This is a genomic window from Bradyrhizobium sp. AS23.2 (assembly GCF_001908185.1).
Classification (GTDB): Bacteria; Pseudomonadota; Alphaproteobacteria; order Rhizobiales; family Xanthobacteraceae; genus Bradyrhizobium.
The window spans coordinates 26,180-39,113 of record NZ_LGHM01000132.1 but is presented as its reverse complement, the minus strand read 5'-3'; the positions used below and the strand labels follow the sequence as shown (position 1 = coordinate 39,113).

Annotated in this window: 16 protein-coding genes and 1 pseudogene; 4 read left to right on the top strand and 13 right to left on the bottom strand. The window is 65.4% G+C overall.

Going from position 1 to position 12,934, the window contains the following annotated elements:
- The 11 genes and pseudogenes from AC630_RS27230 to AC630_RS27180 form a co-directional block, all read right to left on the bottom strand.
- Window positions 1–220: pseudogene (locus tag AC630_RS27230) on the bottom strand (hypothetical protein); the annotation flags it as partial.
- Between the two features lie 100 nt (window positions 221–320).
- Window positions 321–1,037, bottom strand: coding sequence for an MgtC/SapB family protein (locus tag AC630_RS27225; RefSeq protein WP_074121550.1), 717 nt, complete (start codon window positions 1,035–1,037; stop codon window positions 321–323).
- A gap of 30 nt (window positions 1,038–1,067) precedes the next feature.
- The gene (locus AC630_RS27220) at window positions 1,068–2,087 is read right to left on the bottom strand and encodes a WD40 repeat domain-containing protein (RefSeq protein ID WP_074121549.1); all 1,020 of its coding nucleotides are present in this window, start codon (window positions 2,085–2,087) and stop codon (window positions 1,068–1,070) included.
- Entirely contained in the window at window positions 2,087–3,136 is a 1,050-nt protein-coding gene (locus tag AC630_RS27215) for a CobW family GTP-binding protein (RefSeq protein WP_074121548.1), read from the bottom strand. Before AC630_RS27215 ends, AC630_RS27220 begins: the two co-directional genes overlap by 1 nt.
- Before the next feature lie 55 nt (window positions 3,137–3,191).
- On the bottom strand, window positions 3,192–4,055 hold the full coding sequence (locus AC630_RS27210) for a metal ABC transporter substrate-binding protein (protein WP_074121547.1): 864 nt from the start codon (window positions 4,053–4,055) through the stop codon (window positions 3,192–3,194).
- Between the two features lie 5 nt (window positions 4,056–4,060).
- On the bottom strand, window positions 4,061–4,930 hold the full coding sequence (locus AC630_RS27205; protein ID WP_074121546.1) for a metal ABC transporter permease: 870 nt from the start codon (window positions 4,928–4,930) through the stop codon (window positions 4,061–4,063).
- Window positions 4,931–4,935: 5 nt separating this feature from the next.
- Complete coding sequence (locus AC630_RS27200) at window positions 4,936–5,688, bottom strand: metal ABC transporter ATP-binding protein (RefSeq protein WP_074121545.1); 753 nt, start codon at window positions 5,686–5,688, stop codon at window positions 4,936–4,938.
- A 2-nt stretch (window positions 5,689–5,690) separates the two neighbouring features.
- The gene (locus tag AC630_RS27195; protein ID WP_074121544.1) at window positions 5,691–5,927 is read right to left on the bottom strand and encodes a hypothetical protein; all 237 of its coding nucleotides are present in this window, start codon (window positions 5,925–5,927) and stop codon (window positions 5,691–5,693) included.
- A gap of 44 nt (window positions 5,928–5,971) precedes the next feature.
- Window positions 5,972–6,472, bottom strand: coding sequence for a hypothetical protein (locus AC630_RS27190; protein ID WP_074121543.1), 501 nt, complete (start codon window positions 6,470–6,472; stop codon window positions 5,972–5,974).
- Complete coding sequence (locus tag AC630_RS27185; protein ID WP_074121542.1) at window positions 6,469–7,080, bottom strand: permease; 612 nt, start codon at window positions 7,078–7,080, stop codon at window positions 6,469–6,471. The genes AC630_RS27190 and AC630_RS27185 overlap by 4 nt, the downstream gene beginning before the upstream one ends.
- A gap of 271 nt (window positions 7,081–7,351) precedes the next feature.
- A complete protein-coding gene (locus tag AC630_RS27180; RefSeq protein WP_014491764.1) occupies window positions 7,352–7,948 on the bottom strand; it encodes a superoxide dismutase in 597 nt (198 codons plus the stop codon).
- Window positions 7,949–8,191: 243 nt separating this feature from the next.
- Here AC630_RS27180 and AC630_RS27175 point away from each other — a divergent pair, with 243 nt between their 5' ends.
- The 3 genes from AC630_RS27175 to AC630_RS27165 all read left to right on the top strand — a co-directional run bounded on the left by AC630_RS27175 (window position 8,192) and on the right by AC630_RS27165 (window position 10,707).
- Complete coding sequence (locus tag AC630_RS27175; protein WP_074121541.1) at window positions 8,192–8,716, top strand: GNAT family N-acetyltransferase; 525 nt, start codon at window positions 8,192–8,194, stop codon at window positions 8,714–8,716.
- Window positions 8,717–8,799: 83 nt separating this feature from the next.
- Window positions 8,800–10,185: an MATE family efflux transporter gene (locus tag AC630_RS27170; protein ID WP_074121540.1), complete on the top strand. Its 1,386-nt coding sequence runs from the start codon at window positions 8,800–8,802 to the stop codon at window positions 10,183–10,185.
- 81 nt (window positions 10,186–10,266) lie between these two features.
- Entirely contained in the window at window positions 10,267–10,707 is a 441-nt protein-coding gene (locus AC630_RS27165) for a DUF2147 domain-containing protein (RefSeq protein ID WP_074121539.1), read from the top strand.
- 160 nt (window positions 10,708–10,867) lie between these two features.
- On the opposite strand, the gene AC630_RS27160 is transcribed toward AC630_RS27165, so the two are convergent.
- Window positions 10,868–12,013: a DUF3095 domain-containing protein gene (locus AC630_RS27160; RefSeq protein ID WP_074121538.1), complete on the bottom strand. Its 1,146-nt coding sequence runs from the start codon at window positions 12,011–12,013 to the stop codon at window positions 10,868–10,870.
- A gap of 212 nt (window positions 12,014–12,225) precedes the next feature.
- Here AC630_RS27160 and AC630_RS27155 point away from each other — a divergent pair, with 212 nt between their 5' ends.
- On the top strand, window positions 12,226–12,612 hold the full coding sequence (locus AC630_RS27155; protein ID WP_074121537.1) for a hypothetical protein: 387 nt from the start codon (window positions 12,226–12,228) through the stop codon (window positions 12,610–12,612).
- Between the two features lie 108 nt (window positions 12,613–12,720).
- Here AC630_RS27155 and AC630_RS27150 read toward each other — a convergent pair whose 3' ends face one another.
- On the bottom strand, window positions 12,721–12,930 hold the full coding sequence (locus AC630_RS27150) for a hypothetical protein (RefSeq protein WP_143198351.1): 210 nt from the start codon (window positions 12,928–12,930) through the stop codon (window positions 12,721–12,723).
- Window positions 12,931–12,934 lie beyond the last annotated feature (4 nt).

The window sequence follows — 12,934 nt, the reverse complement described above, 5'->3', positions numbered from 1 at the left end:
GCGTGGTCGGCCGATCACCGCCGGGCTTGGCTTCCGCGGGGGCCTTGCTGTGATCGTCGGACGGCGTGCCCTGAAGCGGTCTCGTTGCCTGCGCCAGCTCCATCTGGCTTTCGGCGCGGATCCGCGCCAGCGACAGCCCTGATACCACGACGCCTGCTGCGAACAGCGAGAAGGCGACCATCAGGTCCAGTTTCAGTCTGCGCTTGTCATGATTGCTCATGTCGATCACCGCACTTGTCCGCGGGATCAACGAAATCGCTCGGCTGCGGTTCCGTGCCGGTGAAGCGGGAACCGGGCGCCTGCGCGCCCAAACGCCGCGCTTACTCCGTCGTGCTGACTTCCCAGGTGGCGTGACGCACGCCCGGCTGATGCTGCAGATCGGTCGCCACCGTGTTCAGCTCGTTCGGGTCGACCGCGGTCGCCACCAGCTTCGCGACGATCTCCAGGAGGTCGTCGCCGATCTCGACGACATCGACATCGGCCACCGGATAATTCGCGGCCTCGAGCTTGTCGACGAGGCGGTCGCGCATGTCGGGCAAGGCGTCGGTCGCGACCGCGAGCTTGAAGTAGTAGGTCGCCTCCAGCGCCTTTTCATTCAGCGGAATACGGTTGATGGCATTGACCAGGGGGCGCAGCATCGTGTTGCCGGCGATGATGAACACGGTCAGCATCGCGGCCTGGGCAACGAGGTCGGCACCGGCGCAGGAGCCGACGGCGGCAGAGGCCCACAACGTCGCAGCGGTATTGAGCCCGCGCACGTCCATGCCCTGTTTCATGATGACGCCGGCGCCAAGGAAGCCGATGCCGGAGACGACATAGGCGATCACCCGGACCGCACCGTCCGCGCCCGTCAGGTGCATGGCGAGATCGACGAAGGCGGCGGCGCCGACCGCGACCAGCACATTGGTACGCAGGCCCGCGGTACGCTGCCGGTACTGCCGCTCGGCGCCGATCAGCGTGCCCAGCACGAAGGCCGTGAACAGGCTGATCAGCGTGTCGATGAAATCGGCGATCTGGAAGGTCGTCAGAAACCGCATGGCCCCATCTACGGTCAGAACGATGACAGATTAAAGCTCCAGCAGGCCGCCGTCCCCATTTTCGTCGGCGAACGCCAACAGCGTGCCCTTGGCGTTCCAGGCCAGCGCAGACACCGGCGGCGTGCCGTTGCGACGAACCAGGATCTCGGCGCCGTCTTCCAGACGCACCATCAGCACGGTGCCGTCGCTGTAGCCGGCGGCGAGGATGTCGTTCTTCGGGTGGCAGGCGACGACCGACACACGCGCCTGCAGCGGCGCGAGCATCGCGGGCTCCTTGCCCATCGGGCCGTCCTTGCTCGCGAATGGCCACAGGATCACGGTATCGGCGCCTGAGGTTGCGAGCGCCTTGCCGCCCGCGCTCCAGGACATCGAGCGGACGCGGCCGGGATAGCCGGTCATGCGCATGTGGCGGTTATCCGCAAGCCGCCAGCCGTGCAGCGCCGCCTCGTGCATCGAGGTGACCAGGAATTTGTTGTCAGGGCTGAAGGTGACGCCGAGATGCGAGCCGGCCCAGGGCAGGAATTCGGCCGTCGCCGCCATGTTCGGAAACCACAGCGTCGCGCCGTTGTAATGCGCGATTGCGAGACGCAGGCCCTTCGGCGCGAACGCAAGCCCGCCGACGGTCGAGGGCACGTCGATCGATTTCTCCTCGTTCTTGCCGCTCTTGACGGAAGCCGTCTTGCCGGCCGACCAGGCGAAAGCGCCGTCCGGATGCAGCGCCACCGCGTCGATCCAGCGCCGCTTCGGGTCGGTGGCGAGCAGCGCCACCTCGCCCTTGGCATCGAGCGACACGACCTTGCCGTCGTCGCCGCCCATCACCAGGCGCTTGCCGTCGAAGGCGGTCGAAAGAATGCCGCCGCTGTGAACGGCGACCGTGGTGATCTCGCCCTTGGCGTCGACCAGCGCGACGTTCTCCTCACCGCCGACGAAGGCGGCGCGGTCGGCGAGGAAATGCACTGATGTCACGCCCATGCCAAGCGCGACCGGCTTGACACGGTCGGTGACGGAAACGATCGAGGTGGACTCGGGGGCCGGCGTAAACTCTTTCATCACGAGACGATGCAGCTCTCGAAACCCTTGCGGATGACCTCTTCCGGCAATTCACGGCCGATGAAGACGAGGCGGCTTTCGCGCGGCTCGCCCTCCTTCCACTTCCGCTGGTGGTTGCCCTCCAGCATCATGTGCACGCCCTGGAAGACGTAGCGGTCGTCGTCATCATGGAAGGCGAGGATGCCCTTGGAGCGCAGGATCTTGCCGCCCTCCACCTGCACGAGGTTCTGGAGCCAGGGCATGAACACGTTCGGATCGAGCGGCTTGTCGGTCTTGAGTGCCAGCGACTGCATGTCCTCGTCGTGGTAGTGCTTCAGGCCATGGCCGTGATCATGGTGGTGATGATCGTGGCCGTCATGGTGATGATGATCATGGTCGTGGTCATGATCATCGGCCTCCAGGAAATCCGGCTCGATGTCGAGGATACGGTCGAGGTCGAACGCGCCGCGGTCGAGCACATCGGCCAGCGCCACCGAGCAGCGCTCGGTGCGGTGGAGCTTCGCATAGGGATTGATGCCGCGGATGCGGGCCTCGACCTCGGCGAGCTCGGGCTTGGTGACGAGATCGGTCTTGTTCAGCACGATCACGTCGGCAAAGGCAATCTGGTTCTTGGCCTCGGGCGCGTCCTTGAGCCGGTCGGACAGCCATTTGGCGTCGGCGACCGTGACGACCGCGTCGAGCCGGGCATTCTTCTGCACATCCTCGTCGACGAAGAAGGTCTGGGCGACGGGCGCGGGATCGGCAAGACCGGTGGTCTCGACGATGATGGCGTCGAACTTGCCCTTGCGCTTCATCAAGCCGTCCATGATGCGAACGAGGTCGCCGCGCACGGTGCAGCAGATGCAGCCGTTGTTCATCTCGAACACTTCCTCATCGGCGCCGATGATGAGGTCGTTGTCGATGCCGATCTCGCCGAATTCGTTGACGATGACGGCGTACTTCTTGCCGTGGTTTTCCGACAGGATGCGGTTCAAAAGCGTGGTCTTGCCGGCACCGAGATAGCCGGTCAGGACGGTCACGGGAATTTTTTGGGAGGACGCTTCAGACATAACAACTCCGGACGTAGGGCTATTCCGCGCGACGCGAGCGGGGTGGCCCCCTGCCCTAATGGTCAAGCGCGCTGGTCAGGGCCTTTATATTGTGCCTGACCATATCAATGTAAGTGGGTGCAGGCCCCTTTTCGCCCGTTAAACCGTCCGAAATCAGCGTCCCGCCGACCTTTGCGCCGGTCTCGGCCGCGATCCGCCGGATCAGCCGGTCGTCGCTGATATTCTCCAGGAAGACAGCCGGGATTCTCTGGGCCTTGATCTGACCGATGATGGCCGCGATGTCCCGCGCACTGGGCTCGGTTTCCGTGGAGACCCCCAGGGGCGCGATGAACTGGATACCGTATTCAGCGGCGAAATAGCCGAAGGCGTCGTGCGTGGAAATCACCTTGCGACGCTCCGGCGGGATTTTGGCCACGGCTTCGCGGACCTCGCGGTCGAGCGTTTCGAGCTTTTCCAGATAGGCCTTTGCCTGGGCGCGGAAGAAATTCGCATTCTCCGGATCAGCCGTGGCCAGCGCATCGGCGATGTCGGTCACGTAAATCCTGGCGTTGGGGACGGACTGCCAAGCGTGGGGATCGGCGGCCGAGCCGAGCTTCAGGGGCGCGATGCCGGCGCTCGCGGTGACCACCTGCGCCTTGGCTCCGGAGGACTGCACCAGCCGCGGCAACCAGCCCTCCAGCCCAAGCCCGTTGACGATGACGAGCTTCGCCTCCGCGATGCGCTTCGCATCGCCTGGCGCGGGCGTATAGACGTGCACGTCGCTGTCCGCCCCGACCAGCGTCGTCAGATTGATACGGTCCCCGCCAACGTTGCGGACGAAATCGGCAAGGATCGAGAAGCTCGCGACAACGTTGAGCCGTTCAGCAGCGTGCAGCGGCGAGGCGATCATCAGCGAGGCAAGGAGCAGAAGGAAGCGCATGGCCCTCACGCTTCCAGATGCCGACCGGGAAACATCTGCCTGACGACGCCGCCGATGCGGCCGAACAGGACGGAGACGACGTACAACATCGTCGCCACGAGGATGATCGCAGGGCCCGAGGGCACGCGGGTCTGGAACGACAGCACGAGGCCGGCGTAGCCCGAGACGGCGGCGGCGATCACGGCGATGCAGATCATGGCTGTGAGATCGCGTGACCAGAACCGCGCAATGCCGGCAGGCAGGATCATCAGGCCGACCGCCAGCAGGGTGCCGAGCGCCTGGAAGCCGTTGACGAGGTTGATGACGACGAGCGCGAGGAAGGCGAGATGCGCAGGTCCGCCGGCCCGGCTCACGGTGCGCAAGAATAATGGATCGACGCTCTCGATCACCAGCGGACGGTAGATCACCGCGAGCACTACGAGCGTGATCGTGGCGTTGAAAGCCACCACCAGCAGCGTCTGATCGTCCATGGCGAGGATGTTGCCGAACAGCACGTGCAACAGGTCGATATTGGTGCCCTTGAGCGAGACGATGGTCACACCCAGCGCCAGCGACGCCAGATAGAAGGTCGCAAGCGAGGCGTCCTCCTTCAACCCGGTCGAGCGCGCGACCACGCCGGCGAGGATCGCAACCGTAAAGCCGGCGATCAGCCCGCCAGCCGTCATCGCAAACAGATTGAGGCCGGACAGCAGGAAGCCGACCGCCGCGCCCGGCAGGATCGCATGGGCCATGGCGTCGCCGACGAGGCTCATTCGCCGCAGCATCAGGAATACGCCGATCGGCGCGCCGGCGAGCGACAACGCGACGACCGCTGCGAGCGCACGCCGCATGAACTCGAATTCGATGAACGGGCCGATCAGAATGTCATGGATCATGGATGTCACGCTGCCTGCGAACGTCCATCCTCGGCGCATGCCGTGGCACTGTCGTCGAAGGCCTCGCACATCCGCATCGCGACCATCAGGTTTTCCGGCGTCAGCACCTCCGCCGTCGGTCCCCACGCCACGGGGCCGCGCGCCAGCACCAGCGTCTCGCTGAAATGCGTGCGCACCATCGCCATGTCGTGCAGCGCGGCGAGCACGGTGCGGCCCTCGCCGTGCCAGTGTTTCACCAGCGCGAGCAGGTCGGCCGTGGTCTTGCTGTCGATCGCGTTGAAGGGTTCGTCGAGCACGATCAGGCGCGCGTCCTGGAGCAGCACGCGCGCGAACAGCACGCGCTGCATCTGCCCACCGGAGAGTGTGCCGATCGGACGGTTCTCGAAGCCATTGAGGCCAACGGCCGCGATCGCGCGGAGGATCTTTTCGCGCGCGGCCTTGCCGATGCCGCCGAACAGGCCGGTCCCGCGCCACAGCCCGGTGCCGACGAAGTCGAACACCGAGATCGGGAAGCTGCGGTCGATCTCCGCGCTCTGCGGCAGATAGGCGATGTCCCTGCTATCGAGCCCGCCAAGATGGATGCTGCCATCGAGCGGCCTGAGGATTCCGACGATGCCGCGCAGCAGCGTCGACTTGCCAGCACCGTTCGGGCCGATCACGGCGACCAGCGCGCCGGGCGCGACCTCGCCGTTGAGATGGTGCACGGCCGGATGGCGGTCATAGCCGAGCGTGACGTTGTGAAAGTGCAGCGCTGCCATGGTCACCTCATCGCCAGCCAAACGATGCCCCAGAGCACGGCGCAGACGGCGGCCGCAACCGAAAGACGGCCTGCCAGGGTCATGCGCAGGATCGACCAGGGCGCGTCCTGGGCCGGATGCGGAGAGGCCGCATCGTGGACATGGGCGTGGGTGTGGTCGTGCCCGTGCGAATGCTCGTGGCCATGGGAATGGCCATGAGCATGGTCGTGATGATGGGCGTGGGACGTGGCGGGAACCATGCCAGTGACGTTATATTATAACATTACCCGTGTCCACGCCCGGCTCAGGGCTTGCCGATCACCATGGCGATGGCTGCCGCCACGAACGGGAACGGCACCGACACCGCGCAGCGGAACCAGACGAAACGGGCCGGCATGAACGGAATTTCCCACAAAATCACCCGCTGGAAGGCGAACAGGGCCCAGGCGACGACATAGGCGACCACCTGCGGGACCCCGCCGCCCGATTTCAGCGCTACGGTGCCAATGGAGAAGCCGATCACCGGGCCGCCGGGGGTGGCGGCGCCGGCGACCACGGCAGTCGCGACCTCGAGCCAGCCGCTGTCCGGGCCGAGCCAGCCGGTGATCACTTCCTGCGGGATGATGGCGGCGATGTAGCCAGAGCCGATCACGCCCAGCGCAATGCGCGGCACGATGTTGATGAAGTCCATCGAGCCTTCGCGCAGCGAGGCCTTGAACACGGGAGGGCCGCGGCGGAAGGCGATCAGGCCGACGCCGAAGACCGAGCCCCACAAGAGGATATCGATGAGGAGGGCCGCGCTCACGCCGCCTCCTCGTCGCCCGCACGCTTCGGATAGACCCGGACATAGACGAAGCGGCCGAGCGCGCCGGCGAGCACCGGCAGTGGCAGCGAGATCAGGATGCGCCACAGCGTGAAGTCGGTGCCCATGATCGGGATTTCCCAGGCGACTGCGCGGCCGTAACCGATCAGCGTCCAGCTTACGACCATGGCGATGGTGGCGCCGAAATCGGCGCCGACCGCGAGCAGCGCGCTCGCCACCGGATAGGCGGTGAAGGGACCACCGGGCAGGATCGCACCGAAGGCGGTGCCGATCAAAAGGCCCATCAGGCCGGATTTCGGTCCGAGCGAACGCGAGACTTTTTCGTGCGGCAGGATTTCCGAGATGAACGCCCCGAGCAGGCAGCCCGCCAACACGCGCGGCAGGATGCCGCCGAACAGCGAGAGATCGTGGGTGAGAATCTCCAGGACACCGTCAGTGCCGTCGCGCCGCCAGACCAGTGCCGCGCTCACCGCCACCAGAGCCGCGATGATGATCGTCGACCAGCCGATCGGCTTTCGCGCACGCCCCGGCCTCGGTTCGGACTCGGCGTCCTCGGCAGGCGCCGGCGGTTTCGGGGAAGATTCTAACAACGGGCGTGGTCGGCTCGAGGGTGATGCCCCTCCTGATTAAGGGCGCCGCCCACGCGATGCAAACAGTACGAGGACCGAAGCGATGCGCGCCTTGTGCAGGGCCATGCGGGGAAGATGCGAATTCCGCACAGCAAAAAGGCGGCCGCGCATGCGACCGCCTTTGCTGTTTCTGGCATTCCGGGGCGATGCGCAGCATCAAACCCGGAATCTCGCACAACAGCTTCTGGATTCCGGGCTCGCCCTGCGGGCGCCCCGGAATGACTGTAAAGCCTCAGGCCTTGTCGAACAGGGACTCGACGTATTCCCAGTTCACGAGGTTCTCGACGAACGCCTTCAGATAGTCCGGACGGCGGTTGCGATAGTCGATGTAGTAGGAGTGCTCCCAGACGTCGCAGCCGAGGATCGGGGTGGCACCGTGCACCAGCGGATTCTCGCCATTCGGGGTCTTGGAGATTTCGAGCTTGCCGTTCTTGACCTGGAGCCAGCACCAGCCGGAGCCGAACTGGCCGACGCCGGCCGCCTGGAAGTCGGTCTTGAACTTCTCGAAGCCGCCGAGGTCCTCGTTGATCTTCTTCTCGAGCTTGCCGGGCAGCTTGGTGCCGCCGCCATTGGGCTTCATCCAGCTCCAGAAGTGGATGTGGTTGTAGTGCTGGCCGGCATTGTTGAACACCGCGGGGTTCTTGCCGAACGAGCCCTTGACGATCTCCTCAAGGGACTTGCCTTCCCATTCGGTGCCCTTGAGCGCGTTGTTGCCGTTGGTGACGTAGGCCTGATGATGCTTGTCGTGGTGGAATTCCAGCGTCTCCTTCGACATGAACTGGCCGAGGGCGTCATAGGCGTAAGGGAGTGGGGGCAGCGTAAAGGTCATGGGTTCTTGTCCGCAACTGGTGGGGAACTGGCTTAACGGGGACTCTTATAGAAGGTTCCTGCGACGTTAAATACCGCCAATTTGCGAAAACGCCGGATGCGAGGCATGGCTTGGATGCACAACTTCGCCGCAGGCAAGCCGAGGTTCACACCGGCTTGATCATTCGCCGCAAAATATCATTGCCTTTGAACCGCTTATGACAGAACGAATGCACAACGCGGCCGAAATGCGAAAGAGAGAGCCATGAGCGTCGAGATCGACATTTTGAACGGCGACGCCTCGTGGTCGATCGCAAAGCCGCTGCATCAGGCAGTCTGGGGACCGCAAATGGTCGAGAAGCTGCCCTGGCGCCATGTCAAATGGGCCAATGCCGATCTTCGCGTGCTGATCGAGACGCCCGACGGCCTCGTCTGCCATGTCGGCATCTACTTCCGCACCATCAGCTGGAACGGCCGCAATGTGCATGTCGGCGGCATTGGCGGCGTCTGCACGCGCGAGGACCGCCGCTGCCGCGGTTACGCAACCATGGCGATCGACGCGGCGGTGCACACCATGCGGGCCAACGAGGCGGCCCGCTTCGCGATCCTGTTCTGCGAGCCGCACAATTTCGCGTTCTACGAGGCCCGCAAATGGCAACCCTTTAGGGGCGAAGTCTATTGCGAGCAGCCGGAGGGGCGGATCCGCTTCGACTACATGGCGCCCTACGTCCTCGACATCGTCCGTGCGCCGACGCTGGGTACGATAGACCTATGCGGCCTGCCCTGGTGAGCCCCGCGTGAGGCGAGGGTTGGCGCGGGAGTGCGGCGCCCTGTAATATGTCGATCATCATCCAATATTCCACCCGGTGAGACATGACGATCGACGCCTCCGCAGACGCCGCGCCGCCGCGTGCCCCGGTCGCCTCCCCCATCGCCGGCCTGCTCACGGCGCCGATCCTGCCGACGCTGCTGCGTCTGGCGATCCCCAACATGATCGCGATGGTCGGTAGCACGCTGGTTGCGATCGCCGAGACATCCTATATCGGCCGGCTCGGCACCGTCCCGCTCGCTGCGATCGCGCTGGTGTTTCCGTTCGCGATGCTGACGCAGATGATGAGCGCGGGCGCGATGGGCGGCGGCGTCTCCTCGGCGATCAGCCGGGCGCTGGGCGCCGGGAAACGTGACCGCGCCGCGACGCTGGCGCTGCATGCCGCCATCATCGGCCTCAGCGGTGGGCTGTTCTTCACGGTTATGATGCTCGTCTTCGGCCGCGCATTCTTCACGCTGCTCGGCGGACGCGAGCGCGTGCTCGAGGAGGCCTGCGGTTATTCGCAGGTGCTGTTCTCCGGCGCCATCGCGATCTGGCTCGTCAACACGCTGGCCTCGGTAATCCGCGGCACCGGCGACATGCGCCTGCCGTCGATGACGCTGATCGGGGCGAGCCTGGTGCAGGTCGCGCTCGGCGGCACGCTTGGGCTCGGCCTGTTCGGCGTTCCGCAATTCGGCATGCCCGGCGTCGCCTCCGGCCAGTTGATTGCGTTCACCTGCGCCGCGATCTTCTTCCTCTGGTATCTCCTGTCGGGCCGCAGCCAGCTGCCGCTGAATTTCCGCGCATTCCATTTCGAGCGCGCGATGTTCTTCGACATCCTCAAGGTCGGCGCGGTGGCCTGCCTGTCGCCGCTCCAGACCGTGCTCACCATTCTGATCTTCACCAAGATCCTTGCAACCTTCGGGACCGAGATGCTGGCCGGCTATGGCATCGGCTCGCGGCTGGAATTCTTGCTGATCCCGATCACCTTCGCCTTCGGCATCGCCTCGGTGCCGATGGTCGGCATGGCGATCGGTGCGGGACAAATGAAGCGCGCGCGGCGCGTCGCCTGGACGGCTGCCGCAGCATCCGGCCTCACGGTCGGCCTGATCGGCCTCGTCATCGCGCTCGATCCGTCGCTGTGGGTCTCGCTCTTCACCCGGGACCCCGGCGTCACCGCCGCGGCACACAGCTATTTCCACTGGGCCGGCCCGGCCTTCGTGTTCTTCGGCATCGGCGTATCGTTGTACTTCTCCTCGCAAGGCGCGGCTCGCGTCGGCGGACCGGTGCTGGCCTCCACGGCGCGGCTTCTGATCGTCGCCATCGGGGGTATCAGCCTCGTCATGGCGCAGGCGCCGGCATGGACCTTGTTCGCGCTGGTCGGCGGCGCAATGGTCGTGTTCGGGCTCTCGACGGCAGCCTCGGTCGCCTTCGTCCGCTGGGGCAAATGAGCGCAGGAATGTGATTCCAGCCGGCGTTGCACTATCCTGCTGGGCTGCTATGGAGGCGCCTCCATTTTCGGGGCCCTCTCCATGTTCAACCGATTCGCCATCCTCTCCGTCGTCCTGGCTGCGCTGTCTGGCGCGACTGCCGCGCATGCACAGAGCGCCGATGCCAGCGGCACCTGGCTCACCCAGGCGGGCGACGCGCGCGTGAAGATCAGCAAATGCGGAGGCGGCATCTGCGGCGTCATCGTCTGGCTGCGCGAACCGTACGACACCGCGACCGGCCAGCCGGCCACCGACAGCAAAAACCCCAATCCCGCGCTCGCCAGGCGTCCGATGATTGGCTTGCCGTTGTTCAGCGGTATGCAGCCGTCCGGTCCAAGCAAATGGTCGGGCCAGATCTACAATGCCGACGATGGCAGCACCTATGCGAGCAGCGTCACCGTGAGCGGCGCAGACTCGCTGCGGGTCGAAGGCTGCGTCGGCGCGCTCTGCGGCGGCGAGATCTGGACGCGCGCGGGGCGCTGAGATTCTGACTTCTCGTGTCCCGGACGCGCTGCGGCACGTAGTGACGCTGCGCAGAGCCGGGACCCACGCTGCGATGGGCCCCGGCTCTGCAGCGCATCACTCCGGACGATGCTTCGCATCGCCGAGGGTGCTGCGCTGCGTCCGGGGCACGAAAGTGGCGTTACGTCATCATCGCCTTCAATGCCGTTGCGGCCGAGGCGTAGCCTCCCCGCGCACCATCGATGAAGTGAACATGGTCGCTGCGCAATGCCGACGGCGTGAAGCAGGTCATCATCGCGGCATCCTGCCGATGGAGCCCGTAGCGTACGATGCCGTCGCGCGCAGCCGATACGAGACGATCGCTGAGGGCGCGCTCGAGCTCGGGCGTGCAGTCGAGGATCATGCGCAGGCCATCGTCGTACTTTCGGAAGTCGGAATTCTCGACCAACTGGCGCTTGTAGAGCTTCGGCGCGAAACCGCCGACCTTGAGGTCGAAACGCATGATCAGATAGACGAACAGCGTGTAGGCCAGCACGCTGGCACGTCGCATGAACAGCGAACCACCGCGCCTGGTGCGAGCCTCATAGTCCAGCCCCTGCGGCGGCCATTTCAGCGGCGGTCCCTGCGGCGGCACCGGGCGGGCGCCATCCGGGCTGCGCTCGACGAGGTGGATGACGTCCTCGATCACCTTGCGAAAGGCCAGCGGGTCGGCGCCGCGCGCCGGCATCACCAGCACCGACAGGATCAGGCCGCGCGAAGCCGGAATCACCTCGAAGCGGCAGGACAGGCCGGAGAGATCGGGCTGCGTGCCAGCGGGCGCTTCCGCGACCGCAAACTCGCCGCACTTCATCGCGGCGTCAGCCCAGGCGAGCCCGCCGCCGGAGAACATCGCATAGGATAGATTGGCCGACGGACCGAAGCGCGCGACACGCACGTCAAGGCCATGCGCGCGGATAGCGTTCACCGGCACCAGCGCAACGCGCATCTTCAGATCGAGACCTTCCCGTACCCAGGTCGCGGTCGCGGCAAGGGCCTCGCGGGCGGCCTCGACATCGCGAGGCGCGACCGCAAAGCTCGCGCCGTCGCCGCCGAACACGAAGGGGAATTCTCGCCCCTCCAGCGCGTTGGTCACGGACGCGATCACTGCGGCACCGGCCATGTTGACCGCCTTGTAACGCTGCGCCGCGATCGCCTTGGTGGAATCGACGATGTCAGCGACGCCGATGCTCCAGTCCTCCGGGAGCGGCGAATAGAGCACGGGGTCCATCAGGCTGGCGAAGCCGCGAAAGACCGGAATGCCGCCGTAATAGGATTCGCCTGATGTCATTGGTTGATGCCGGATGGTTGGGACGCGCGTTCGAAATACGTAGCAGGATCGATCCGGGTTCGTCGGCCGGCGCGCCCTCTCAATCATTGGCCGAAACCGGCCCGGACAACAAGATGAGGCGCGCTGCAATGCCGCAGCCGATCATTGATCGGCATCAAATGCCAGGGACGGAAGAGCGACTATGATCGAGTTGGTTCCAGGGGGTACGCGGGATGATCGAAGTGTCCGACCTCGGCGACAAGGGCTCCACCGCTCCGGTGCGGCGGCGCACGAGGCGCGATCCGGTCAGCGCGGTCAAGATGCCGGAAGGGCTGACCGCGGCCGTCGATGCCTGGGCCGAAGCCCATCACCTGTCGCGCTCCGATGCGATCTGCAAGCTGGTCGAGCTGGGCCTCAGGATCGCGCCCCCGGCACTCACGTCAGCGCACCCGATCGCCTCGGGCGCCAGCAGGATCGAGGAGCTCGCGGCGCACGAGCTCGCGGCGCTGCTCGATCCCGCCTTGCCGGCCGACGAACGCGAGCGCCGTATCCGCCGCCTCACCGAGGGGCCGCCGGAATTCTCACACGAACGGATTGACCTAGCGAAGCATCGGTCGTGAACGCGCCTGGAGCGTTTTCGAGCGAGGTGGGTACCGGTTCGCATCAAGAGAACGCGTCAAAGCAAGTATCTATAGCCCCGTTCCGATTCCATCCGAACGGAATTGGCTCTAGTGCAGCTTCTCGTCCTGACGCTTGCGCAGAGCATCCAAAGACGCGTCGTGACAGCCGACCAGCCGAACGAATTGCTGCGGATACATCTCGTAGCCGTGGCCGCCGGAATTCTGATGCGCCATCGGCGGGCAGTGGATGTCGCCCGGCTCCGCGCGCGATTGCTCGGTACGACCTGGGCCTGAGGCGGTCATGTCTGGCGTGGTCATGGAC

Bases quoted from the DNA above. Each gene is read 5' to 3' on its own strand.
- AC630_RS27225 (WP_074121550.1), bottom strand. From the start codon at position 1,037: ATGCGGTTTCTGACGACCTTCCAGATCGCCGATTTCATCGACACGCTG.
- AC630_RS27220 (WP_074121549.1), bottom strand. From the start codon at position 2,087: ATGAAAGAGTTTACGCCGGCCCCCGAGTCCACCTCGATCGTTTCCGTC.
- AC630_RS27215 (WP_074121548.1), bottom strand. From the start codon at position 3,136: ATGTCTGAAGCGTCCTCCCAAAAAATTCCCGTGACCGTCCTGACCGGC.
- AC630_RS27210 (WP_074121547.1), bottom strand. From the start codon at position 4,055: ATGCGCTTCCTTCTGCTCCTTGCCTCGCTGATGATCGCCTCGCCGCTG.
- AC630_RS27205 (WP_074121546.1), bottom strand. From the start codon at position 4,930: ATGATCCATGACATTCTGATCGGCCCGTTCATCGAATTCGAGTTCATG.
- AC630_RS27200 (WP_074121545.1), bottom strand. From the start codon at position 5,688: ATGGCAGCGCTGCACTTTCACAACGTCACGCTCGGCTATGACCGCCAT.
- AC630_RS27195 (WP_074121544.1), bottom strand. From the start codon at position 5,927: ATGGTTCCCGCCACGTCCCACGCCCATCATCACGACCATGCTCATGGC.
- AC630_RS27180 (WP_014491764.1), bottom strand. From the start codon at position 7,948: ATGACCTTTACGCTGCCCCCACTCCCTTACGCCTATGACGCCCTCGGC.
- AC630_RS27175 (WP_074121541.1), top strand. From the start codon at position 8,192: ATGAGCGTCGAGATCGACATTTTGAACGGCGACGCCTCGTGGTCGATC.
- AC630_RS27170 (WP_074121540.1), top strand. From the start codon at position 8,800: ATGACGATCGACGCCTCCGCAGACGCCGCGCCGCCGCGTGCCCCGGTC.
- AC630_RS27165 (WP_074121539.1), top strand. From the start codon at position 10,267: ATGTTCAACCGATTCGCCATCCTCTCCGTCGTCCTGGCTGCGCTGTCT.
- AC630_RS27160 (WP_074121538.1), bottom strand. From the start codon at position 12,013: ATGACATCAGGCGAATCCTATTACGGCGGCATTCCGGTCTTTCGCGGC.
- AC630_RS27155 (WP_074121537.1), top strand. From the start codon at position 12,226: ATGATCGAAGTGTCCGACCTCGGCGACAAGGGCTCCACCGCTCCGGTG.
- AC630_RS27150 (WP_143198351.1), bottom strand. From the start codon at position 12,930: ATGACCACGCCAGACATGACCGCCTCAGGCCCAGGTCGTACCGAGCAA.